18 protein-coding genes are annotated in these 22,904 nt (G+C 31.3%); 3 read left to right on the top strand and 15 right to left on the bottom strand.

Annotation, left to right across the window (positions count from 1 at the left end; all coding sequences use genetic code 11):
• Nucleotides 1-7 precede the first annotated feature (7 nt).
• The 4 genes from DW1_RS03385 to DW1_RS03370 form a co-directional block, all read right to left on the bottom strand.
• Nucleotides 8-943 carry an ABC transporter permease gene (locus tag DW1_RS03385; RefSeq protein ID WP_074349227.1) on the bottom strand — a complete coding sequence of 312 codons (936 nt, stop codon included), beginning with the start codon at nt 941-943 and terminating at the stop codon, nt 8-10.
• Between the two features lie 74 nt (nt 944-1,017).
• Nucleotides 1,018-2,745, bottom strand: coding sequence for a peptide ABC transporter substrate-binding protein (locus tag DW1_RS03380; RefSeq protein ID WP_074349226.1), 1,728 nt, complete (start codon nt 2,743-2,745; stop codon nt 1,018-1,020).
• A 347-nt stretch (nt 2,746-3,092) separates the two neighbouring features.
• Nucleotides 3,093-3,221: an S-layer homology domain-containing protein gene (locus DW1_RS03375; protein ID WP_083605510.1), complete on the bottom strand. Its 129-nt coding sequence runs from the start codon at nt 3,219-3,221 to the stop codon at nt 3,093-3,095.
• The gene (locus DW1_RS03370) at nt 3,222-4,466 is read right to left on the bottom strand and encodes a S41 family peptidase (RefSeq protein WP_074349225.1); all 1,245 of its coding nucleotides are present in this window, start codon (nt 4,464-4,466) and stop codon (nt 3,222-3,224) included.
• Between the two features lie 195 nt (nt 4,467-4,661).
• On the opposite strand from DW1_RS03370, the gene DW1_RS03365 reads away from it, so the two are divergent.
• Entirely contained in the window at nt 4,662-5,714 is a 1,053-nt protein-coding gene (locus DW1_RS03365) for an ArsR family transcriptional regulator (RefSeq protein WP_074349224.1), read from the top strand.
• A gap of 312 nt (nt 5,715-6,026) precedes the next feature.
• On the opposite strand, the gene DW1_RS03360 is transcribed toward DW1_RS03365, so the two are convergent.
• From DW1_RS03360 to DW1_RS03350, 3 genes are all read right to left on the bottom strand, one after another.
• On the bottom strand, nt 6,027-7,292 hold the full coding sequence (locus DW1_RS03360) for a S41 family peptidase (protein ID WP_074349223.1): 1,266 nt from the start codon (nt 7,290-7,292) through the stop codon (nt 6,027-6,029).
• Nucleotides 7,293-7,639: 347 nt separating this feature from the next.
• Nucleotides 7,640-8,476 (bottom strand): C40 family peptidase, encoded by an 837-nt coding sequence (locus DW1_RS03355; protein WP_074349222.1) that lies wholly within the window; start codon nt 8,474-8,476, stop codon nt 7,640-7,642.
• Nucleotides 8,477-8,966: 490 nt separating this feature from the next.
• Nucleotides 8,967-9,479, bottom strand: coding sequence for a D-glycero-alpha-D-manno-heptose-1,7-bisphosphate 7-phosphatase (locus tag DW1_RS03350; protein WP_242942428.1), 513 nt, complete (start codon nt 9,477-9,479; stop codon nt 8,967-8,969).
• Between the two features lie 145 nt (nt 9,480-9,624).
• Here DW1_RS03350 and DW1_RS03345 point away from each other — a divergent pair, with 145 nt between their 5' ends.
• Nucleotides 9,625-9,885 (top strand): cysteine-rich small domain-containing protein, encoded by a 261-nt coding sequence (locus DW1_RS03345; RefSeq protein ID WP_074349221.1) that lies wholly within the window; start codon nt 9,625-9,627, stop codon nt 9,883-9,885.
• Between the two features lie 72 nt (nt 9,886-9,957).
• Here the strand turns inward: DW1_RS03345 and DW1_RS03340 are convergent, their stop codons facing one another.
• Nucleotides 9,958-10,362: a C-GCAxxG-C-C family (seleno)protein gene (locus tag DW1_RS03340; protein WP_074349220.1), complete on the bottom strand. Its 405-nt coding sequence runs from the start codon at nt 10,360-10,362 to the stop codon at nt 9,958-9,960.
• Nucleotides 10,363-10,566: 204 nt separating this feature from the next.
• On the opposite strand from DW1_RS03340, the gene DW1_RS03335 reads away from it, so the two are divergent.
• Nucleotides 10,567-12,348, top strand: a complete 1,782-nt coding sequence (locus DW1_RS03335) for a M3 family oligoendopeptidase (RefSeq protein ID WP_074349219.1) — start codon at nt 10,567-10,569, stop codon at nt 12,346-12,348.
• A 94-nt stretch (nt 12,349-12,442) separates the two neighbouring features.
• Here DW1_RS03335 and DW1_RS03330 read toward each other — a convergent pair whose 3' ends face one another.
• From DW1_RS03330 to DW1_RS03300, 7 genes are all read right to left on the bottom strand, one after another.
• The gene (locus tag DW1_RS03330) at nt 12,443-13,744 is read right to left on the bottom strand and encodes a TldD/PmbA family protein (protein ID WP_074349218.1); all 1,302 of its coding nucleotides are present in this window, start codon (nt 13,742-13,744) and stop codon (nt 12,443-12,445) included.
• The gene (locus DW1_RS03325) at nt 13,744-15,174 is read right to left on the bottom strand and encodes a TldD/PmbA family protein (protein WP_074349217.1); all 1,431 of its coding nucleotides are present in this window, start codon (nt 15,172-15,174) and stop codon (nt 13,744-13,746) included. Before DW1_RS03325 ends, DW1_RS03330 begins: the two co-directional genes overlap by 1 nt.
• A 93-nt stretch (nt 15,175-15,267) precedes the next feature.
• Nucleotides 15,268-16,041, bottom strand: coding sequence for a GNAT family N-acetyltransferase (locus DW1_RS03320; RefSeq protein ID WP_074349216.1), 774 nt, complete (start codon nt 16,039-16,041; stop codon nt 15,268-15,270).
• 106 nt (nt 16,042-16,147) lie between these two features.
• Nucleotides 16,148-17,005, bottom strand: a complete 858-nt coding sequence (locus DW1_RS03315; protein WP_074349215.1) for an amidohydrolase family protein — start codon at nt 17,003-17,005, stop codon at nt 16,148-16,150.
• Nucleotides 17,006-17,017: 12 nt separating this feature from the next.
• Nucleotides 17,018-20,110 carry a GNAT family N-acetyltransferase gene (locus tag DW1_RS03310; RefSeq protein ID WP_074349214.1) on the bottom strand — a complete coding sequence of 1,031 codons (3,093 nt, stop codon included), beginning with the start codon at nt 20,108-20,110 and terminating at the stop codon, nt 17,018-17,020.
• A gap of 821 nt (nt 20,111-20,931) precedes the next feature.
• Nucleotides 20,932-21,828 (bottom strand): aminotransferase class IV, encoded by an 897-nt coding sequence (locus DW1_RS03305; protein ID WP_242942427.1) that lies wholly within the window; start codon nt 21,826-21,828, stop codon nt 20,932-20,934.
• A 47-nt stretch (nt 21,829-21,875) separates the two neighbouring features.
• Nucleotides 21,876-22,877, bottom strand: coding sequence for a DUF4349 domain-containing protein (locus tag DW1_RS03300; RefSeq protein ID WP_074349212.1), 1,002 nt, complete (start codon nt 22,875-22,877; stop codon nt 21,876-21,878).
• Between the last annotated feature and the right edge of the window lie 27 nt (nt 22,878-22,904).

Here is a 22,904-nt window from a genome sequence, read left to right as displayed (position 1 = left end):
TAACCTCCTATCTGCTGTTTTTTGAAACTCTAATCCTAGGATCTACAACACCGTAAAGTAAATCTACCACTAGTTGGGAAACTACGAATAGCGCTGCATAGAAAACTGTAGTACCAATAATCATAGTAAAGTCCCTATCATTGATGGAATTTATATAATAAAATCCTAAGCCAGGAATACCAAATATTCTTTCAATGACAAAAGAACCTGTAAAAATACCAGCAATTTGTGGTCCAAGAATAGTAATGCAAGGAAGTATAGCATTTCTAAGTACGTGTTTTCTTACAACATTAAATGGTGTAACTCCCTTAGCTTGTGCTGTAAGTATATAATCTTGATTTATAACTTCTAGCACATTTGAACGCATATATCTTCCATATGTGGCTATAGAGCCTAGGCACATAGCTGCTGTAGGAAGTATTGTATGCTTAAACTTACCCCAACCAGTTGTAGGTAAGAGTTCAAATTTCACCGTGAATACATACTGAAGTAGTGCTGCAATAATAAATACTGGAACAGTAACTCCTAAAATTGCAATAAACATAACTAAATAATCTGGCCATTTATTTCTATTTAATGCTGCTATTATTCCAAGAGTAATACCTATAGTTACTCCAATAGCTATTGCCTGAAGTCCTAATCTTCCTGATACTTTAGCATTTTTTAGTATAGTCTCAGTAACTGATCTACCAGGATATCTTAATGATTCTCCTAGATTGCCCTCTGTAAGTACATTTTTCATAAACTTACCATACTGTACATGAACAGGCTGATCTAGTCCATATTTTTTATAATAATTGGCTTTAATTTGATCTGGTAAATTTTTTGCCATATGTGATAATGGATCTCCAGGTATGCTATGCATCAAGAAAAACGTCAGCGTTGTTATAATCCATAAAGTAAGTAACATATATCCAACTCTCTTTATAATGTACCTGCCCATAATCTTCCTCCTTACCATATTTGACAAAATAGCAGTTTATGGCATGCCCATAAACTGCTATCAAAGTACCTTTCCTATCTACCTTGAGTATATGCGTATTTATATCCTTGAGTACCAAATGGTGTGACTCCTAAATTATGAACATATTTGTATCTAAATACATTTGATCTAGGATAAACTACTGGTGCTAATGCCGCTTCATCATATAATAGTATTTTTTCAGCTTCTTTGAAGTATTCTAAACGTTTTTCTTGATCCATTTCTTTAGCTGCTAAGTTAATAAGTTCATCATATCTTTCATTTGCCCAACCAGTTGCTATAGCACCAGCATCTGATTTTAATAGGCTTAGCATTGATATAGGATCATTAAAGTCTGCTCCCCACGCCATATAACCTACTTGGAAATCACCTTTTTCAGCTGCAGCACTAAACACTGGCCAGTCGAGTGTTTCTATTTCTACATTAATTCCTAGGTTTTTATTATACATTTGTTGTAAATACTCACCATAAGTTCTAAACCATTGATCTGTTCCACCTAAACTAATTTTTATAGTAAGATTTGCTGGATTTGTATCTAAACCTAGTTCCTCTAATCCTTTAACTAATAATGCCTTAGGATCTGGATTTTCATTAATTAATGTTTGAATTGGTTCTTCAACAATAGAACGATATTCTTGGTCACCAATTGACATACTTGGTGGAACCCAACCTTGAGCTGGTACGTTTACTCCATTGAATATAACATTAGCTATCTCTTCTCTACTGATAGCAGCTGAGAAAGCTCTCCTTATGTTAGCATTACCAAACACTTCATCTTGAGTATTGAAGAATACAAAGAAAGTAGTAGGGTTAATTATCTCAAGATGTCGTAAGTTTTCATCTGCCATGAATTTTTCTCTCCACTCTGGTCTATTAGCCTCTGTACTATCAATAGAACCATTAGCTAAAGAGTTATATCTAGCATTTTCGTCTTGAATTATCTTAAGATTAATATTTTGTAATTTAACTGTTTCGTTATCCCAATAATTTTCGTTCTTAGTAAGAACTAGTTCGCTATTATGCACCCATTTTGTTAGTGTAAATGGTCCATTATAAACCAATGTATCAAGCTCTGAACCATATTTGTCACCAAACTTTTCAACTATATCTTGTCTTTGTGGTAGAGTAACTCTTTGATAAGTTAGCGACAAGAAATATGGAGTTGTAGATTCAAGAGTTATTTCAAGAGTTTTTTCGTCTATAGCTTTAACTCCAAGCTCATCTACTGGAAGCTCCCCACTGTTAACCTTGCTTGCATTTTTAATAGGCTCTAATAAGAATGCATATGGAGATGCTGTTTCTTGAGCTACTGATCTTTTTATACCATATTCATAGTCTTGTGCTCTTACAGGTACTCCGTCTGACCACATATTGTCTCTTATTTTAAATGTCCAAACTGTCCCATCTTCATTAGGTTCCCAAGACTCTGCACCAGCAGGTGCAACAAAGTTGACAATATTTCCATTTTCTTCTTTTTCCTCTAGTCTTGTAAGTGGTTCTAACACGTTGTTAAGTATTCCATTTGAATACATATCTGAGCCTTTAGATGGATCTAGTGTACTTGGCTCAGCACCTAGAACTACATTTAAATATTGTTCACTGTCAATTTCTTGATTATTTGATTGTTCTTGTGTAGTAGCTTGTCCGCCTTCAGTTCCTTGTTTTGAAACGTCAGCATCGGAACCGTTTTCCCCACAACCTACAAGAGTTGTTAGGAGTAACACTAATACAATTGCTAGAGATAAATACTTTTTCATTTTCATGTACTGTCCCTCCATTTTAATTTTTTGGAGTTGTTGAGAATTTCTCTTAACTCCAAAATTTTAGTTTTTACCATGTCTGGTATAGATATAAAATTTTTCTATGTTTCTTGGGTTTAGTATAGAATATTTTCTAACATTAGTCAACACTTTTCTAATGTCATTTTTGTTAAATTAATGACTAACTTTTTTAACAAAATTTAATCTCCCAATTTCACTTACCTGCTCTAAGTTCATCTATGAAATATAATTTTTCAAAACTAAGACCCACTTTAAATAGTGCACCTCATTTCTTAATTGCTCAATTCACAACTTTTTGCTATATATAAACCTATTTAGAACAAAGTTAGTTAATTAGAAATAGCTTCTATAAAAAGCTTCAAAACAGTAGCTACTTCAGCACGTGTAGCCATATCTCGAGGTTTAAGCATTCCGTTGCTATTTCCTTTAATAAAACCATTTCCTACACACCAACTCATTTACTTATTATTTATAACTGCTTGGATACATTTATCTTGTTTAAAATCATCATTAGGTGTAGGATCATCTACTATAATATGAGGCACGGTTTTAGTTTCCATATTTATAGTGCCATCAGCATTTATCCCTAGCTCACTACTAAATCTGAATACTAATCCACTATTTGGTAAGTAGGCAAAAGGGATTTCTGGAAACACCCTATCTCCTCCAGTTGTTTCTCCAACTAGTGTAGCAAAGCCTGTATCCTTAGCAAAGGATGCAAATTTTTCGGAAGATGAGAAAACATATTTGTCTACTAGTAAGTAAACCTTCCCCTTAAAATCAACTAAATTCCAAGGTTGTACTATAACAAAGTTTTTATCATAATAGTCAAAGTCTGTCTTTACTTCTTCCGGAAACTTCTCCAATATGCTTTCATCTAGCTTTTCTATTGGCTTTCCTGTAGCTACCTTGTACATTTCATATTTGTCTCTGTAGTCTCCTCTAAAGAAGGAATAATACTCCACCTTATATGTTTCATCTATTAAAAATCCTACAATATTTTTCCAATAGTCATCAAAACCCCCGCTATTGCCTCTAATGTCTATAATAAGCTTCTCATAATCTTCTACTTCTTCTAGGAACTTTTGAATTCTGGGGTAATCTTCTGTGATATGGTAATTAGACATAGACTTAATCCTCATATATGCTAGTTCGTCCTCAATTAATACTTTAGTTTCTAGTACTGGTTCATCGCTTATTAAGAAGTTTGAATTAGGATTTAACTCTATTGTTTCCACGTTACCATTAAATCCATATCTTTCTTTGGACTTTTCATAATTAAGAACCTCGTGTTCAAAAGGATAAAAATGTTTATAATAACGCTTATATACTTCACCTGAAAAAACATGTGTGTGGTCGTTGTTTAAATCGCTTAAAATATTATTTATAGCTACAAAAAATTCTGCATCATTTTTTGTGTTCTTAATTATTTTTTCATACTTTTTGTGATTTCCTAACCAATCAATGCCATATAATCTTTCATTTACTTTAAAAAAAGTATAATTTTCTTTTAAAAGATTATACATGTATTGAAAATCTTCTAATTTTTCTTCTGTACTAAGATTAGTTTCTACTATTCCATAATAGGATGCTTCATTTGCTGTTGTTATGTATTCTTCATTAGAACATGCTACTAATGTGCTTAATGATAGTAGCATTACCAAAACAAAAACACTAATCCTTGCAGTCCCTTTGCTATTCATTCTAATCCCCCTTCAGCCTTATAATATAGCTATAGTATAATTAGGTTAACGTTTTCACAAATTATTATATATCAAATTTTATATATGTTCAATATTTATCTTATAACGTTAGAATAATTTCTAACATTATATTGATTTATTATCTCCAATATTATATTATGGTAATACAGTAAATAAACCACGGGGGGGAATAGTTTGGAATATAAAATAGAATATAATAGGGCCTTGGAGCTTATTGCTTCAGTGTATAAGTATGGAATTCACAAAATGCAACAAGTTAATTGGAACAGTAAAGATTTTCAGGGGGATTCTGCAAAGGGACTTTTAGATTTTTCACCAAGTAAAGATGTGAAAGAATGGTTAAATTATGTTGATGATAATGTTTCTCCCTTTTTCATGAATAATATATTATTCATAGTTTCTAAGTTTCCAGGAGTTTTAGACTTTTGCTTTGAATTAGTTATAATTGAAAAGCTAAATGAACCTCAAGAATTGATAGAAGTTTTGAAAGAAGTAAATGGTATGGATATAATTCATGAGATTTTTCAAAGATATAATCTAGACATTCCTCTCGAAAGTGATAATGAAGAAATAAAAAGCGTCCTAACAAATCTATATAGTGCAGAATTAGCCTCACTTTTTATACAAATAAAGAATCATTCTGAAGAATTTAAAAATGAAATACTAGAAGTATTCAAGATATTTTATGAACTATATTATCTACCTTTCGAAAAAAAAGTATGTGAATTTATGGAAAAAAGATGCATGAAACATAATAACTTGTTTCAAAAAGATCCTACGTACTTTTTAAATACTATTGGTTTAGGCGATTATTCTAAAATAGTAGCTGAAGAAAAAAAATTGAGGCTGTTCGTTAGCTTTTTCATAGACTTAGGATTTGTTCATTATTATATAGATGATACTTTTATTATGGAATTTGGTCATTATATAGAACCTAGGTTCAATAATAGATTAACTCAAGAAAAATGTAAAACCTTGTTTAAAGCTCTTTCCGATGAAAAAAGGTTAGAAATTATAAAAGTCACTAGTGAGCGTCCTTGGTATAATAAGGAGTTAGCTGATTATTTTAACTTGACTACTGCTACTTTATCTTACCATCTAAATCTACTCCTTGAGCTAGGTATTCTAAACTTTGAACCTAGTATAAGCAACCGTTATTATTATACAACTAACAAAGAAAACTTAAAGAAAATGCTTGAAATGGCTTATAATGAGATAGTAGGCTAATATGAAATAACAATAAAGACGTGACTTAAAAGTCATGTCTTTATTGTTATTTCATATTAATGATTAGTTTTTATAAAATAATAGCTATAAACTACTTTTGATACTTTCTTATACTTGCAATGCCTATATCTTTATAAGTATTTTTATAATACTAGAAGATAAAACAGTTCTATTTCCGTATAATGTATAAATCAATAAGTCTTTTAAAACTACAGATGCATTTGCTTTTGTATCTGAGTATCAGGTTTTAATGTTCTCTACGAGTACTATCATACTTGAAATAGAAAACAAGACAAGTGTCATCCCCTTGTCTTAAATCTTATCTTGAATTACAGCTTGAATACACTTGTCCTGCCTAAAATCATCATTCGGATCAGTATCATCCACTACAATATGTGGTATAGTCTTTGTTTCCATATTTATTGTACCATCAGAATTCATAACAAGCTCTCTACTGTAGCATATTATGTATCCTCCATATGGCGTATATGCCATAGGAATCTCATCAAAAGTCATTCCTCCACCTGTGGTCTCTCCAACTAATTTGGCCAATCCTGTATCTTTTGCAAAGGCTGCAAATTTTTCAGCAGCTGAAAAGACTTCACTATCTACTAATAAGTATACTTTACCTTTAAAACTCACATCTCCCTCTGGTTCTATACTAACTAGGTTCCTTTTATAAAAGTTAAAGTCTTCCTTTATTTCTGGTGGAAATTGATCAAGTACCTCTCCAGCCAAATATTTTATTGTTTTGTCATTAGAAATTACAAAAGAATCAAGTATTGATTTTGGTTTTTGCTTAAAGAAAGAATAATACTCAGCACTGTGCACATTATCTATTAGTAACCCTACTACTTTTTCCCAATACTCATCAAAGCCACCTTCATTTCCTCTTATGTCTATAATGAGCTTATCGTAGTCTTCTACTTCCTTTAAAAAGCTCTTTATCTTAGGATAGTCTTCTTCAACATGGTAATAAGACATAGCCTTGATTCTCATATATGCCAGTTCATCTTTAATTAGTACCTTGGTATCTAAAACAGGCCCATTATGAAATATAAAGTCATTATTTGGATCTAATTCAAAGGTCCCGTCAAAGTTGTATCTTGCAACTACTCTATCATAATGAAAAATATCACGTCTTTTAGGATAATAGTGTTTATAAAAACGCTTATATAAATCACCTGTTAAAATAAACGTATTTTTATCATTCAAATCATTTAAAATATTGTTCATAGCCGCTATAAATTCCGTATCATTTTCTGTATTTCTAATTATTCTTTTATACTTACTTTTATTTTTTAGCCAGTCTACATCGTTTAGTCTTTCATTTACTTTAAAGAAAGGATAGTATTCTTCTAGTACACTACATATGTAATCAAAATCCTTTTTCTTTTCGAAATATGTAAATTTTGCATCTATTATTCCATAGTAAGAAGTTTCTTCTGCAATTGTTTGGAACTTAGCCATGCTATTATAGCTTCTTTCTAATATAATTAATGCTAGGACTATTGACACTGTAATAATGATATTTCTTCTAACTGTCTTTTTTCTCCTCTTAGGTGCCTTTCTGCTCATTAGTACACTCCTTTCTTTAATACAAGCAATTTTATCAAGGTCCTTATATAAAAATGTCTTAGCATAAATAATATACTAAAGTATTAGAATTTTCAATTATTTTCTATTATTTGTTAATAAAATGTTAGAAAATTTCGATAAATAAATTTCGCAGTCTCTTTCAACACAATTGTCTTTTATTGACTACTCTTCACTAATTTAATCCTAGCTGACACTCCTATCATAAACCTACAAATTAGGTTTGACTTAATCAGTTTGATCTAACTCGATCTTCTTATAAGAACATTCAGACAATCAGGTTAGAACAAAAAAGAATAACCCTCTGTCATTCCTCTGATAAAAAATTCTCAATCATTGATTCTTAATTGTTTTTTAAATATGCTCCCATACTTAATTATTGTCTTTGCAAGTTCTCCCCAATAATCAATATGCTTTGGATTTAAGCTGTTAATTCGTACTCCGCTATTTTTTGATGAGGAGTGAATATATTTATCACCACCTATATACATAGCAACATGACCTGGAAAGAATATCAAGTCCCCTTTATTTAGTTCTTCTCTAGATATTTCTCTCATATCATATCCTTCTTTTATTTGAGCATCTCTATAAATAGTAGCTCCATTTATTAAATATGCTATAGAGCATAAGCCTGAGCAGTCTATTCCAAGATGTGATTTCCCTCCCCATCTGTATTGAGTTCCCATATAGTCTAAGGCAGTATTGACTAAATTATTTCTTAACTCTTCCTCTGGTATGTTTTTAAAAGAATTTAAATATTGACTTATATACACTGATTTTATCCAACCTTTCCTACCATCAGGTAGGATTATCTTAGACCATACATCAGAGGTCTCATCAGTAAGCTTAATTCTAGAGCCTTTTACTAGATTATGAATAATATGGGACTGATATTTAGGCTTTGCTAAGACATCTACATATCTATGATTAATAATATTTTTTGCTTCTTCTTTCCATTTACATGTTTTTTCAGTATCAATGGATATACAACTATCATGAACATATCCTTTATATCTATAGCCAGTAATACAATAATACCATCCATTAGAAAGTTCTTCTAAAATTTCTAAAGTCATACCACATAAAGCTTCATCTATTTTTTCTGTATTAAATTTAGGTTCTAGCATTAAAGGCGCTATGGTACTAGTTACTATTGCTAGTTTCATTCTTCTCACCTCTTTTTGATTTTATATTTATCCATCTTAAACAATATATTATATGCAAAATTTTATTTATTATTAAAAAACCTTCACCCTTCCTGATATCAAAAAACAAGGGAAGGTTTATTAGTAAATAATTTTATCTGCATTTTATAGCTTTCAGTAATGTTAGCATCTAAATATCTTATATTCATTTCAACGGTATTAATATATGAAATTATCGTTCCAGTCAAAAAAATTGAAAAGATTTCTCTGTTATTTTCTTTGATACTGGAACATAGTAATTAATAAAATTCCTAATGTATCTTATTATGATTGATTGGCATTTAGATATGGTATATTTTATTTCTTTGAATAAAGAGGATTTTTTGTTCGTTAAAAAAAAATTAATAGACCTCTTATCACTTATCTAGTCTATCAATTCGTATTTGTTTTTATATGTATTTTTGCTTTTATATGCTTATATAATAGGCAAATATTACCTGTTTGTAAAATGTTAGGCTTTATAGCTAACTATTTTATAAGCTACTTCTTCTAAATCCTTTCCATTTATATCTGCATTTTCACTTTTTTGTCCTATTTTAGCTGTTTTACAGCCTGCACTATTCCCTGCTTCAATATCTGTTTCCATATCTCCTATCATCCAGCTATTATTTAAATCAATGTCATACTTCTCTGCTAATTCTAATATCATACCAGGCTTTGGCTTCCTACAGTCAGACTCTCTACTAAAGTCAGGACAGTACATTATCTCTGTTATTTTGCAAAAAGGCTCAAGTTCAGCAACTAATTTTTCATGTATCCTATCAAGCCTTTCATGAGTTAAATGTCCTAGTTCAATACCACCCTGATTAGTCACAACAAAAATCATATAACCTTCATTATAAAGTAGCTTTATCCCATTTTTAGCAGCTTCATATATTATTAAATCCTCAGGCTTATTAACATGCTTTTTATTATCGTTGATGACACCATCCCTGTCTAAGAAAATTGCTTTTATTTTAATCACCTCTGTACAGAAACTTTTTAGAAATGCATTTAAATACTGTATGAGCTTGAAAATATATTTCAGTGTATTTATCTTAATGCAATATGTATTATTATATTATATAATATAAATAGTTTAATAAAGTATTTATTAAGGAGAGTTTGAAATGGGTCATAATTATAAGTTTGTACAAAATTCAAAATGCGAATACTTCCCTTGCCATCAGGTTAAAGATACTGAAAAATTTAACTGCTTATTTTGCTATTGCCCACTTTATATGCTAAAAGATAAATGTGGTGGAAACTTTGTTTATAATTGTGATATAAAGGACTGTTCAAAATGTATTATTCCCCACAGTCCCGGAGGATATGAATACATAATGAGCAAGATGGAAGAAGTGATTCGTATAGGAAGTGAAAGAGACTAGAGTGAACTAGTCTCTTCTACATTATATCGTTGATAAAACAGAAACATTAAGCAAACATTTATAGAATCTGTTTTATCCCTGCATTCTCTCAGTTACTATATCATCCAATATCTCTGCAGCTTTGATAATTACATCATGGCAACCCTTTTCCTCATTTTTGTAGTCCTTCTTCAGTGAAGCACATTCAACACTTTTCATTTCATTTTTATATCTATTTAAAAACTCACTAGTTATTTCTTTTATATCACTTTCACTAGCTATGTTTTCTACAAAAAGCTTACTTAATACCATAACTGATGCTGCTAGAGCTCCGCATGTATTTTCTATGCCCATACCTCCGCCAAATCCAGCAGCTAGCTTCATAGTTTCCTTTCCTAAGCCTAGATTATAGACTTCATTAGCTCCATATAATATTTTTTCTGAACAGTTGTATCTTTGTTCATTCCCATATCCTTTTAATAGTAAATTTCTCAACATTAAAATTCCCTCCAAGTTATATTGTCATATAGATATATTATCAAAAAACTTACTATACTAATATGTAAGGTTTTCACAATAAAAAATGGCAGTTTCATATAAACTGTATTTCGTGAGTCTAAATATTTTTATTGATTATATTATATTTTAATTGTATTATTAGTATGTATATAAAATATACAAAAATAAATAATTTGAGGTGATATGGATATGAGGTGGAGTTTAAAAGAGCTTTATCCATCTTTTGAATCACAGGAGTTTAAAGCTGACATGGATAAGCTCTGTAAAAAAATTGATGAATTTAAAGAATGGACAGAGCTAAGCTTTAATTCTAAAGAGAATGCAGTAGAAAAAGCAGAAGAGTACATAAGACGCATGTCTGAATTTGTAACTTTGTTTTCTAAATTATCTTCATTTGCACACCTGACAGCTAGTGTAGATGCAAAAAATGAAGAAGCACTTAAGGTGTCAGATAGGTTAAGCATTAAATATTCAGAATTAACAAAAGCTTTTGTTAGCTATCAAAAATGGATTGGAAGCATTGAAAATCTTAATGAATTATTTAACGCATCAGATTTATTAAAAGAGCATGAATTTATAATAAGAGAAGCTGCAAATGATGCTAAGTATCTACTTAGTGAAAAAGAAGAGATTATTATTTCTAAAATGAGAAACACAGGCTCTACAGCTTGGTCTAAGCTTCAAAACATGATAACATCTACACTATTAGTAGATATTGAACTAAATGGAGAAAAAAAGCAGCTACCATTACCAGCAGTAAGAAACTTAGCTTATGAAAAGGACCCTGAAGTGAGGAAAACAGCTTATTATGCTGAGCTTGAGTCATATAAAAAAATTGAAGAATCTTCTGCTGCTTGCTTAAATGGAATAAAAGGCGAAGTAATCACAACATCAGGTCTTAGAGGTTATTCTTCTCCATTAGAAGAAACATTATTAAAATCTAGAATGGATAAAGAAACTCTTGATGCTATGCTTGCTGCTATGAAGGAAAGTTTGCCAGCATTTCGCAAATATTTTAGAAAGAAAGCTGAACTTCTAGGTCATTCAAATGGACTTCCTTTTTATGATATGTTTGCTCCAATGGGAGAAGTAAATATTACATTTACTTATGATGAAGCCAGAGATTATATTGTAAAGAATTTCAGAAGCTTTAGTGATGAACTTGCAAACTTTGCTGATAATGCTTTTGAAAACAATTGGATTGATGCAGAACCTAGAGAAGGAAAACGCGGAGGAGCATTCTGTTCTAATCTTCGTCCAATTCAGGAAAGCCGTATAATGGCAAACTTCAACGGAAGCTTTAGCAATATGACTACACTAGCTCATGAGCTAGGTCATGGATATCATGGTCACTGCTTAAAAAATGAGCCAATTTTAAATTGCAGCTATCCTATGCCATTAGCTGAAACAGCTTCTATTTTTTGTGAAACCATAGTAGTTAATGCAGCATTAAAAGAAGCTTCTCAGAAAGAAGCCTTTGGAATATTAGAATCATCTATTTCAGATGCTGGGCAAGTTATAGTAGATATACTAAGTCGTTATATTTTTGAAACCAATCTTTTCGAAAGGAGAAAAGATAGTGCACTATCCGTGAAGGAATTAAAAGAATTAATGATAAACGCCCAAAAAGAAGCTTATGGAGACGGACTAGACCATAATTATCTACATCCTTATATGTGGATTAACAAGTCCCATTATTATTCTGCAGGAAGAAATTTCTATAACTTCCCATATGCATTTGGTTTACTATTTGCTAAAGGAATTTACGCAGAATATCTAAAGCGTGGCAATGATTTTGTTCCTGAATATAATAAGCTTCTAGTGGCCACTGGAAGAAATAATATTGCAGATGTAACTAAGATGGTAGGCATAGATGTTCGCTCCATAGATTTCTGGAGAAGCTCTTTGAAGCTTGTTGAACAGGATATTGAAAGATTTATTGAGCTTGCAGATACAGTAAAATAGATAATCAAACACCGTTGGATTTAATCAATCTAACGGTGTTTTTGGTTAAGTCTATTTAAGAAGTCTTACAAAATCGAAGATTTTAGATATCTGCTCATTCCACTCCTGCTATACTTACATTAAATAGCTTAATTGATTTTGGTCCACTAAAGTTATTTATTTTCTGAGTTTCTTTTGATAAGTACATCTCTTTATGGACATCACTGATATTTCCTGAAATAGAGCCTCCTGTCACTGGTACTGTTTTCTCTCCATCATTATACCAGCCTAGTCTGATTTCTCCTGCAAAGTCACCTGTCAGTGTATCCATTTGAAAATCTGAAAATACTTTAAGCTCTAAATAAGGTCCGTCTTTAATTTCTTCTAGAGTCTTACTTCCACCTTCTACTACAATATTTCTAATATTTCCTGTTGGCTTAATGCCTAAATAATGTGAAAATCTTGTATCTCCCCAATATCTTTTTAAGACACCATTTTCATAAAGTAAAACTTTTGAAAGTCTTAGACCATCTTCATCATAAGGTGCTGAAGCAGTAGAATTCTCTAGATAAGGTTCTAAAGAAATATTAACTTTATCTCCTTTTACCTCGTCACCTTGTATACTTCGGTCTAGCTTAGCAGTTGATGTTTGCTCATAAACTAAACGAGCTGATGCCTGAGCATAATAATAGTTAAAAAGTTCTTTAACTGGTTCTCCAGATAATATTACTGGAATGTCTTTCAGCACAGGTGTTGGTTTTGCTATAGCCTTGTCTCTACTTATTTTAAGCATTTCATCTATTGATTCACTTATTAGTTTCTCATCATAATCTGCAAAAAGTATATCTTTGTAGAGTTCTACTTCTTCATACTCTTTCCAATTTGTAATAAATTCAAGTTCTCCTCTATAGGTTTCGTATGACACATCTACTCCCTCAGAATTTAATATTCGATGTTTTATCTTGTCTAAAAAAAGCTCTGCTGAGTTTATCCATCCCTTATCATATTTGTCAGCCTTAAATATTTCTTCTGTTAGTCTTGGCATCCAGTTTGACAAAGGTTCTCTTGAAAACTTATTTTCCATTGTAGGCTGAATTTCCACCTTAGGATCTACTAATGGATAGTATTGATTTTTTACAAAACTAGCTGCATATAGTGCATTAGCTATTGCATTTGTGATTTCTTCATCATTCATAGTAGGATGCAATAAGGTTGTAGATGAACCTCTGTATTTTTTGCCATCTTCACCAAAATCCTTATAAACAGTAAGCTTAATATGGTGTACATCTTTAGCTCTGTTCATATCAAGTTCTTTTTTTATGAAAAATAACTCCTTTGATTCTACTCTTTTTTCATTGAGTTTCCATCCATCTATGCCTTTTATATTTGATAATATTTCTTTTATTTTCTCTATCATTATCCCAACCTCACTCTTGCTCTAATATATGGGCCTCCATCAGCTGTTTTTACATATTCTTTGTAGCCCTTTCCACAAGCTCCTGAACCAAATATCTCAACTTCCTCAGAAACCATAGAGATGGATTTTAAAACATCCGGCACATATCCAGTCATAATAACTGGAGACATGATATTTCCTGTTAGCTTTCCATCCTTAATTTCCTTTGCTAAAAGTATCATACATTGAATACCCCAGTTCTTTGGATCCTCCATACCACTTAACATACAATCTAGAAGATATCCTTCCTTTATAGATGCAATCATATCTTCCAGTTTATCCTTGCCCCCTTCAAAGAAAGTGTTAGTCATTCTAGCGTAAGCTTTTCTTTCAAAGGATTCCCTTTTACCATTTCCAGTTGGTTTTGTTCCTAATCTAATAGCTGAAAGTAAATCTGATATTCCAGTTTTCAATATCCCTTTATCTATTATTATAGTATCTGTTCCTAAAACGCCTTCATCATCAAAAAAGTAAGAAGAGACATTTTCAGTAGCTGCTGCTCCATCATGCATAGTAACTAAGTGTGAGGCTACTTCTTTATTGATAAATTCAACAGCTTTTGCTCTGTTTTTAACAAACATATCCATCTCTACACCATGTCCAAATGCTTCGTGAGCTATTAAGCCTGCTATTTCTGGTGAACAAATAACATCATATTCTCCTGGTGTCATCTTTTTAGCATCTAAAAGTTTTTCGGCACACTCTACTACTTCCTTTGATTTATGCTGGATCTCATCAAGTATCTCAACACCTTTTAGGCCTGCTACACTATCATAGTAGAATTTTGTATTATTATCTTTTCTAACTACTGCCGAAAGACTTCCTTGACTCCATATGTAGGATTGTTCTAAATCTTTGTCTTTGGAAATAAATACTTTCGATACATGACATTCTCCATAGTTTATTCTGAAGTCCACTAGTAAACTTGAATATGTAAAGGCTTCATCTTTAATTCTAGTCATCTTTTTAATCTTTTCTTCTGCGCTTACTGCTTCTGGTAGTATTTGTACCTCTTTAAAAAGACTATCTGTAATTTTTTCCTCTTCAATTACTGGATAAGTGCTCATATTAATTGATTTATCCTTTAAATTTTTGATATCTTCATGAACCTTATCTTTTACAGTCTTAATTAAAAAATCTAATTTTTCTTCTGAAAGCTCATTAAAGGAATACTCAGAATAGTTGTATCCATTATGAACTCTAACTACAAAACCTCTTTCAGTCCATTCAGAATCGCTAATACCAGCTCCTGTCTTATAGACAGAATATGTCTTGCCACATATATCTGTTCCTAATACTGATACATAACCAAAAGACTTAGATAATTCAGAAACTATCTCCTTTAATAGCCATTTCTTTTCTTGCAAATACCTTGACATACTAACCTGCATTGTTGCACCCCCTCAAAATATTGTTATTAAATAACATATATTACTAGTTTATCACTTTGATTACAATTAATCAAAAAATATGTGATATACTCATCAGTAGTGAATTTTCAGCAATCTTGTATCTGAGTGCATTCCTGCACTCTCAAGTGTTTTTTTCGAGTTATGATTATAATACCAACAACCTGCTATTGGCTTTAGATTTTTCTTGTATGCTATCTCTTTTAACATCAATAAGATGTTTCTTCCTATTCCCTTTTGCCTAAATGCTTCTAAGGTATACATTCCAATACTGGTATACTCTTTCATTATAGTACCTCTTTCCATAATTCCAAAGCCTACTATATTATTATCTTTGCTAACAATATAGATTTCTTCATTTAATATACTTTCATTCAGATTATCAAAGAATTTTCCACTATTTTTTTGAATTTCTTCAATATCACAATGCTCCGCAACCCTAATACTAAGACTTTTATCTATCTTATCCTCTTTAATTTGCTTCATTGAATCTCTAAAAAAGTAAGCTTGTTTCTCAATACTCCTATACTCATCTAATGCATGTGAAAGGAAAAATTCATCACCTGTAGAAACAAAGGCCTGATTTATATACTGCACCTTCTTTACTTTATAAAAAATCTCTTGTCCTAAATATCTATATTCTTTACTTAGATAAAATTGTGTTAATAATTCCTTTTTATGTACTGAAAAATAGCCAGCCCTATTGTTGTCTATAGTAATTAAAAAATGTTCACTTTCACTAATGTGGTCCTCTAAAAAAGAATCCATCGGTGATAATAATAGAGCTTTATACTCACTAATAAACTCATCTAATTCAGAAAAATCGCATTTTATAAAGTTTGTTCTCATAATGCTTCACTCCTTTTAAATTTTCTCTAATAGATCGTTGCAAAGTTCAAAAACTTGATTACTAATAATCAAAATGTATTTAATTCTTATCAACTGCAATATTTTTTCACTTATCTAGCTTACTAAATACATGTAGTGCATTTCTATAAAATACATGTTCGTGAAATTCTACAGGAATAAGTTCCTTTATAAACTCAATATATGGACCTATTTGAACTAGTGGCCAGTCTGAACCAAATAGTATCTTATAATAATTATCTGCATATATAAGTGCTCTTTTAATATGCTCTACAAAAAGCTTTTCATTTTTCCATCTCTCAACTTCTTTCTCATCTCCAACAATCAATCCTGAAATGTCAGTAAATACATTTGAGTTTTTAGAGATTAATTCTGCTGTTTCCATGACCCATGGGTCACCTAAGTGTGCTATTACAAATCTTATATTTCTATATTTAACTGCTAACTCATCTATAGCCAAGGGATGAGAATATTTAAGTAAGCCTCTATCAGAATAGGTATCTCCACTATGTATCACAACAGGCACATCATATTTCTCAGCTAGGGCATATATTGGTTCATATACAGCATCGTAAACATAAAACGGATAATACCCTGCATATATCTTTATGCCAATGGCATCCCTTTTTAGTTCCTCTTCTATTTGAAAAAGCTCTTGCTCCTTTCGTTCATCTATCAATTTAACAGGATTTATGCCAACACAATATGCTAAATTACTTGGTAATTTAGCCTCCAAGTCTAAGTTCATAGGATTAGAAGAGGAAATATCAGGGAACCCTCCTCTTAGCTCCTCTGTTACTCCCATCCCAATCCCCATTATAATGTTATTGTTCTCAAACTCCTTGTTTAGACCTATTGCAGAGTAATCTACAAATGAAATTTCCTTAGCTGTCTTTTTAAAGCTTTCAATTTTTGAAAAATGTAAATGAGCATCTATTATTTTCATATGACTATTCTCCTAAAACTTTATATTTTTTAAAACCTTAAACAAATCATGATTCATTACTTCTTTAGTGAATATTAGGAAACTTGGTGGCAAAAAAATTCTCTCATTATTCTTAATATCCATCTTGTTAATTATATAAGCTCCTATTACTTCACTATTAGTAAAACAGCCTGCAGGAATATCTCCATTATTATATACCATCAATTTATCTTCTCTATTTACACTACTGAAAAACAGGGTTCCTTTTGTTTTCATTTCATAATCCTTTACAGCCTTATAAGTTGTTAATTGTCCTGAAAGAGTCTCTATGGTTACCATGTTGTTTTTATACTCATCATCTAGCTTAAAATACATATCTGTCATGAAAGGCATAGAGCTAAAATAATAACCTGTCTCTTGAACAATTTCAGTAGTTTGGCACAAAACTGGAACTCCTGGAAGCATTAAATAGTATTGCGCTATCTTAAGTCCCTTGAGTTTTTCATTTTTCTTAATATTTGTTTTTATGACTATTCCACTCCAAGTATTTCCCACACTATCTTTTAGCTGTACGAAATCTGCTTCTCTATCTTCTTCATTAAATGACCTGTTAGTCATTTCATCTGGCAATGTTGCTATCCCACCAAACCATGGATTCCACCATGATTTAGGTCTAGATGAAGGAAATGAAGTATCTAACCATTCCTTAGACTTATATAATAGAGAGTGTATAGTATTTGAAAACTGTGGAGAGGTTTTAATTGTTATTTCTCCGTTATCCAATGATAATGTCTCTATTCCCTTCTCCATATTTTTATTCTTCTTAAATATTACATTTTCATTAATTTTAAATACTGCAGATTTCTTTTGTAGCAATACTGCATCGAAATCAATGTCTAATGAAAGTGTATCAATCTTAGGGATATTACCTCCATTAACAGAAAATACAGTTTCATTAATTTGATCAGTAACGCTGAATTTTTTCTCAAGCTCTTTAAAGGATTCCTTAGTCGAGCTTAGTTTCATTTTTCCATCAAAATATGATTTTCTATAATCTTTTATCTTCACATCAAAGCCATTACCTACAAATGGATTTCCATTGTTAATATTTAGTTCAAGCTTATCAGTCGTACTCAATCTACTCCTGTCTTGACAATTATCCTTCAATGCAAATTTTCTTAATTCCTTCCAATCTTTAAAAGTATCTATTGCCATATAGCATGGTTCTGTGCATATATTTGCATGTGCAGGAATCTTACCTAGATTTTTTTCAATTGACAAATACCAGCCGTTAAATTTTATTTTATCCTTCTCTGGCCAGCATAGACCGATAGTTGCACTTTTTTCACTGGAGAAAATCCAGTTCTCAGTAATTTTACTGCTATCCCAAAACTCTAAACCGCTACTATCTTCTCCATCTATTTCTATGTATTTATCTTCATATGGAATAACAGCATCTGCAAGCCCATAATAGTAGCTCTGACTTAACCATACTTCAGCATCAGCATCTACATCACTGGTATTATGCACCTCGTAGCTGTGTTCAACTAAACCATTAGCATATAATTTAGATATAGATACTATCTGAATATGTTTAAAGTCTCTTGACTTATAAAAAGCTTTTAAAGCAATATAATCCTCTCCACAGTAGTTCTCTACTGTGTAAGGTCTTTCTTTTGAGAATTCTAGAGAAAATGGTAAGCCAATCTTTGGATAAAATACTACCACTTCATGTCTGGTTTCAGGTATTCTCTTTAATATTAAGTCATTATTAAATTTAGTTAACTGTAACGAGTAATTTCCATTAAACACACACCAATACTCGTCTGTTTCTCCGCCGAATCTACCATCATAGCCGCTAAATTGTAAGGATATCTTTCTTTTAAATTCTACAAAATTATTTGAAAGACTTGCCTTAATACTTAGGGTAGCTTCATATGAAAATGGTTTATTTAAAATATATGGCACAGCTATAGAAGCTTTTTCTTGTGCAGCTAAAGTTACATTAAAGCTCCTATTTTGAATTATTATATTATCTGATTCAGGTAAGACAAACTGAAATACTGCCTCTTCCTTAAAGCTGTTTTCAATATCGATATAGAATTCTGAGTTCATATTTTTTAACTTATGTGTATTAGGTGCTGATAAAGAAATCTTTGCTGGAAACTTAGGATTTATTCCTACCTTAAATACAGCACTTTTCCCATTGATTGTTATATCAGCTGTTACACAAGGATGAGTTCTCCAATGATTTTGTTCCTCTTCAATTGCATCAACAAAAAATCTAGCGGTTACAGTTTTCTTATCTTCTACTGACGAAACCGTTTCAAAGGAAAACTTTATATTTTTATCATCCTTACCATTAATAGCTATATCTAATTTATTTCCAGTTTTATTTACAATATTATAGCTAATATTGTATTCCTTGCCGAATACAAGTTCTTGCTCTTGGATATCTGCACTTATTAGATAATCATCAGTCTCTATTAAACGTAAACCTCTTCCCTTCCTGTCAAAGGCCATTCTTAGATGCTTTCCATCTTTCTCCCATATGTACTCATAGTTTGAAAAATTATCTTCTTCACTTCCATCTGGTTTTACATCAATATTTCTTTTACAATCCTGATACCAGTCAAACGCCTCAAAGAATTCTTGTACGGCTTCTGTTTGCAATACTGTAGGTATAAAATTCATTAAATGGGTGGAGTCATCTCTTTTTTCCCAGAAAAAGCCACATTTTTTATATAAAGGGACTGCCTTTGTATTGCCAGGCCAAGTGTATAAGTCAAGCCTAGGCCATCCTAACTCTATAGTTCTCTTAACAGCTTGAAGTACTAATGCCTTTCCCACCTTTTTTCCGTGGTAATCTGGACGAACATTTAATAAAGGAATGTATAAGGCTCCTTCATCCTCTCTGTATTCTGAAAAACTACAATATCCAACCACCTCATCTCCATCTAATGCTATATATATGTTTAAGTTACCTGTGTTTTCATTTTCTTCAATTACACTTTCTTCAGTATATATGCTACCAGAGTTACCCCAACTGTCAGCACTCATATTCCACATGTCTGCTAATGACTTCGCATATGCTTTGTCATATTCTACTATTTTAATGTCTCCCATTTTGTACCTCCCTTATTGATTTACAGCAAGTATCAACAAATAATTAATTTTATAATGTTAGGATTATAGCAGATGAGGCAATAAGCCTTCATCTGCTTATACTAAGAATGTCAGGTGTTATCAATAAAATCAGACGTTAGTTTTTCTGATACCTCATTATTTCTTTTATTTGTGCTACCTTTTAATAATATAATCATTTCAAAAACCTCCTCTTATTTTCTTAGACTATCCTAATCTTTAAAATCTGTAATGCTTTTTAAGCTCAAGTCTGGCATATTCTTCAAAGCCAGTATGTTTCCTAAGATTAGGAAATAATAATAACTCTAACAAAAAGCTAGTCATATACATCACCTCCTTTAAAATTACATAATAGTGATTTGTTGCTAATAATTAAATACAAAAAAGCCGCAGGTGTATCCTACGACAAAATAAAAGTCGTAGGAAATAGCCTACGACTAGCTTTAGTTTATTAGCAAAAAACATAATACAGTTTGAATAAACACAAGTAGATAGACAGAATATTAGATTCTATACTAGTCACTTATGCAAAACTTAAATAAAGTCGCAGACTATGTGCCTGCGACTAATAAACTAATTTAAAATTATAATGATATAACTTTATAATTATTTTATTATCCACAGGCCGCTATTATTTTTGTTTTCAGTTTTATTAGTTGTGTTCAAAGTTCTCATTAACATCTTTTCACGGCCTCCTTTTCATTATTGGTAAAGCCTACTAACTTAGGCTACCTTTTCATAATACCACCATTTTTTACATATTGCAATACCTTTTGTGAAAATTTTTTCTATTTCCGATATTCTTATTTTTTTGACTTTATATATTCTTGCATCTTTTGTAAATATCCATCTGCTATTATTTTAATAATACTGTTATTTACTGAATCTAGTTCAATATTATCTATAGTAGATATAGGAAGTGCATTAACTGATGTCCCTGTCATAAATGCTCCGTCTAGCTCCTTTAGAGAATCTCTATGAACCTCCTTCTCTATTACTTCAATATTTTGCTCTCTACATACATTCATAATTTCATTTCTAGTTATGCCTAGGAGTACATCTCCTGCTGGTGCTGTATAAACCTTATCGCCCTTTACAAAGAACATATTTGAGCGACTACCCTCTGTAATAAAACCATTCCTATTTACCAAAAGAGCTTCATAGGCATTTTTCGCTTTTATTTCATCATTTATTCTCTGTCTTAAATCAGAATTTAATATTTTAGCATTAGGATTTTCTCTTTCTGATTCAAACAGAATAGTATGGATCCCCTTTTCGTATACTTCTTTTTCTGGATAGCTAGTCTTATTATAATAAATCATGAAAGTTTGATTTGGACTGTCTACATTAGTACATAAAAGCTTTATGTTCATGTTATGCTCTTTATTAGCATCTATTAGCTTATGTATTTCTTTTGTAATTTCTTCATCTGTTTTTTTTATGGTTTTTCCTATGAGCTCAGCCGATTTTCTCATTCTCTCTATATGTCCCTCTAAAAATATAGGAACGCCATCTATAATCCTAATTACCTCGTATATTAATGGGGGAGTTGCTTCTTTAAACCCCTTATCATCTGATGTAGGCACTAATTCTCCATTATAGATATAGTATTTTAATAATGCTTCATTATCCATTATACTCACCTCTGATATATTGTTAGTATCTTCATATACATTATAGCTTATTATTGATAAAAACATAGCATTTTTTAGTGAAAGCCCTCACACGAGTTCAAATTTATGTAGTGCTATTCTTCATCTCTATCAATTTTCTTATTTCTTCTTTTAGAGACTTTTTTTATAATATAAAAAACTACTAATCCTACTATCGATAAAACAAATATTATAGGAAGCAATACCGCTACGGCAACTAAAAGTTCCTTTCCTAGATTAATTATTCCTTTTATGGATTTTTTAAACCCATTTTCAATTCTATCTCCTAATGTAACAGGTTCTGGTTCTTGTATCTCTCTAACTTCATAAACCATTACATCAATAGTTGAAAAATTAACTAAGTTATCCCATTTTCTTAGAGTCCCTGTATAGCTTTCTATTTGATATCTAACATCTGAAAGCTCTCTTTCTAACTGTATAATATCCTCAATTTTATCTGCTTTCTTTAATATTTCCAGCAATCTTTCTTCTTGAATAGTTAAAGATTTTAGTCTTGCTTCAGTGTCAAAATATTGACTTGTTATGTCATCTCCACCTCTGCTAATATTAATTACATTTCCTATGTCATTAAAGTCTAGTAGAAGCTGTTCAAAGCTCTTTTCAGGAACTCTAAGCTTAAATGAAGCTACTCTATTTCTGAAATCATCTTTATTAACTGGTCGTCCTCCTGATATACTAGAGCTTTCAATATAGCCTCCAAGATAGTTTGTTTTCTCTGTGATTATATTTACTGTTTTATCGAACTCTTTTGTTTCTAATTCTACATTTGCAGACTTAATTATTTTTCTACCAGTTTGGGATTGCTCACCTATATACTCTCTGTCTTGATCTGCTTCTCCATTTTCGCTGGAACCAAATCCTACATTGCTGGTGTACTCTACAGATGTATCTGTTGCATAGTCCATGGACTTGCTTTCGCCTCTAATAGTGTCTACTGATACAGCTGGTGCCTCAGATGGAGCTATGCTGTTCTTTGTTGCAACATTTTTTGGTGAAGAACAGCCGGATATCATTAGTGCTAGCATTAGAATAATTAAGAAAGAACTTAACAGTCTTTTTTTACTCTTTATAAACACAATAGCCACCCCCGTGCCTTTTTATAC

This window comes from Proteiniborus sp. DW1, from assembly GCF_900095305.1.
Lineage (GTDB): Bacteria > Bacillota > Clostridia > Tissierellales > Proteiniboraceae > Proteiniborus.
Note: the sequence above shows the minus strand (reverse complement) of the source record. Positions and strands in the feature narration are given on the sequence as shown.

Bases quoted from the DNA above. Each gene is read 5' to 3' on its own strand.
- DW1_RS03385 (WP_074349227.1), bottom strand. From the start codon at position 943: ATGGGCAGGTACATTATAAAGAGAGTTGGATATATGTTACTTACTTTA.
- DW1_RS03380 (WP_074349226.1), bottom strand. From the start codon at position 2,745: ATGAAAATGAAAAAGTATTTATCTCTAGCAATTGTATTAGTGTTACTC.
- DW1_RS03375 (WP_083605510.1), bottom strand. From the start codon at position 3,221: ATGAGTTGGTGTGTAGGAAATGGTTTTATTAAAGGAAATAGCAACGGA.
- DW1_RS03370 (WP_074349225.1), bottom strand. From the start codon at position 4,466: ATGAATAGCAAAGGGACTGCAAGGATTAGTGTTTTTGTTTTGGTAATG.
- DW1_RS03360 (WP_074349223.1), bottom strand. From the start codon at position 7,292: ATGAGCAGAAAGGCACCTAAGAGGAGAAAAAAGACAGTTAGAAGAAAT.
- DW1_RS03355 (WP_074349222.1), bottom strand. From the start codon at position 8,476: ATGAAACTAGCAATAGTAACTAGTACCATAGCGCCTTTAATGCTAGAA.
- DW1_RS03345 (WP_074349221.1), top strand. From the start codon at position 9,625: ATGGGTCATAATTATAAGTTTGTACAAAATTCAAAATGCGAATACTTC.
- DW1_RS03340 (WP_074349220.1), bottom strand. From the start codon at position 10,362: ATGTTGAGAAATTTACTATTAAAAGGATATGGGAATGAACAAAGATAC.
- DW1_RS03335 (WP_074349219.1), top strand. From the start codon at position 10,567: ATGGATATGAGGTGGAGTTTAAAAGAGCTTTATCCATCTTTTGAATCA.
- DW1_RS03330 (WP_074349218.1), bottom strand. From the start codon at position 13,744: ATGATAGAGAAAATAAAAGAAATATTATCAAATATAAAAGGCATAGAT.
- DW1_RS03325 (WP_074349217.1), bottom strand. From the start codon at position 15,174: ATGCAGGTTAGTATGTCAAGGTATTTGCAAGAAAAGAAATGGCTATTA.
- DW1_RS03320 (WP_074349216.1), bottom strand. From the start codon at position 16,041: ATGAGAACAAACTTTATAAAATGCGATTTTTCTGAATTAGATGAGTTT.
- DW1_RS03315 (WP_074349215.1), bottom strand. From the start codon at position 17,005: ATGAAAATAATAGATGCTCATTTACATTTTTCAAAAATTGAAAGCTTT.
- DW1_RS03310 (WP_074349214.1), bottom strand. From the start codon at position 20,110: ATGGGAGACATTAAAATAGTAGAATATGACAAAGCATATGCGAAGTCA.
- DW1_RS03305 (WP_242942427.1), bottom strand. From the start codon at position 21,828: ATGTTTTTATCAATAATAAGCTATAATGTATATGAAGATACTAACAAT.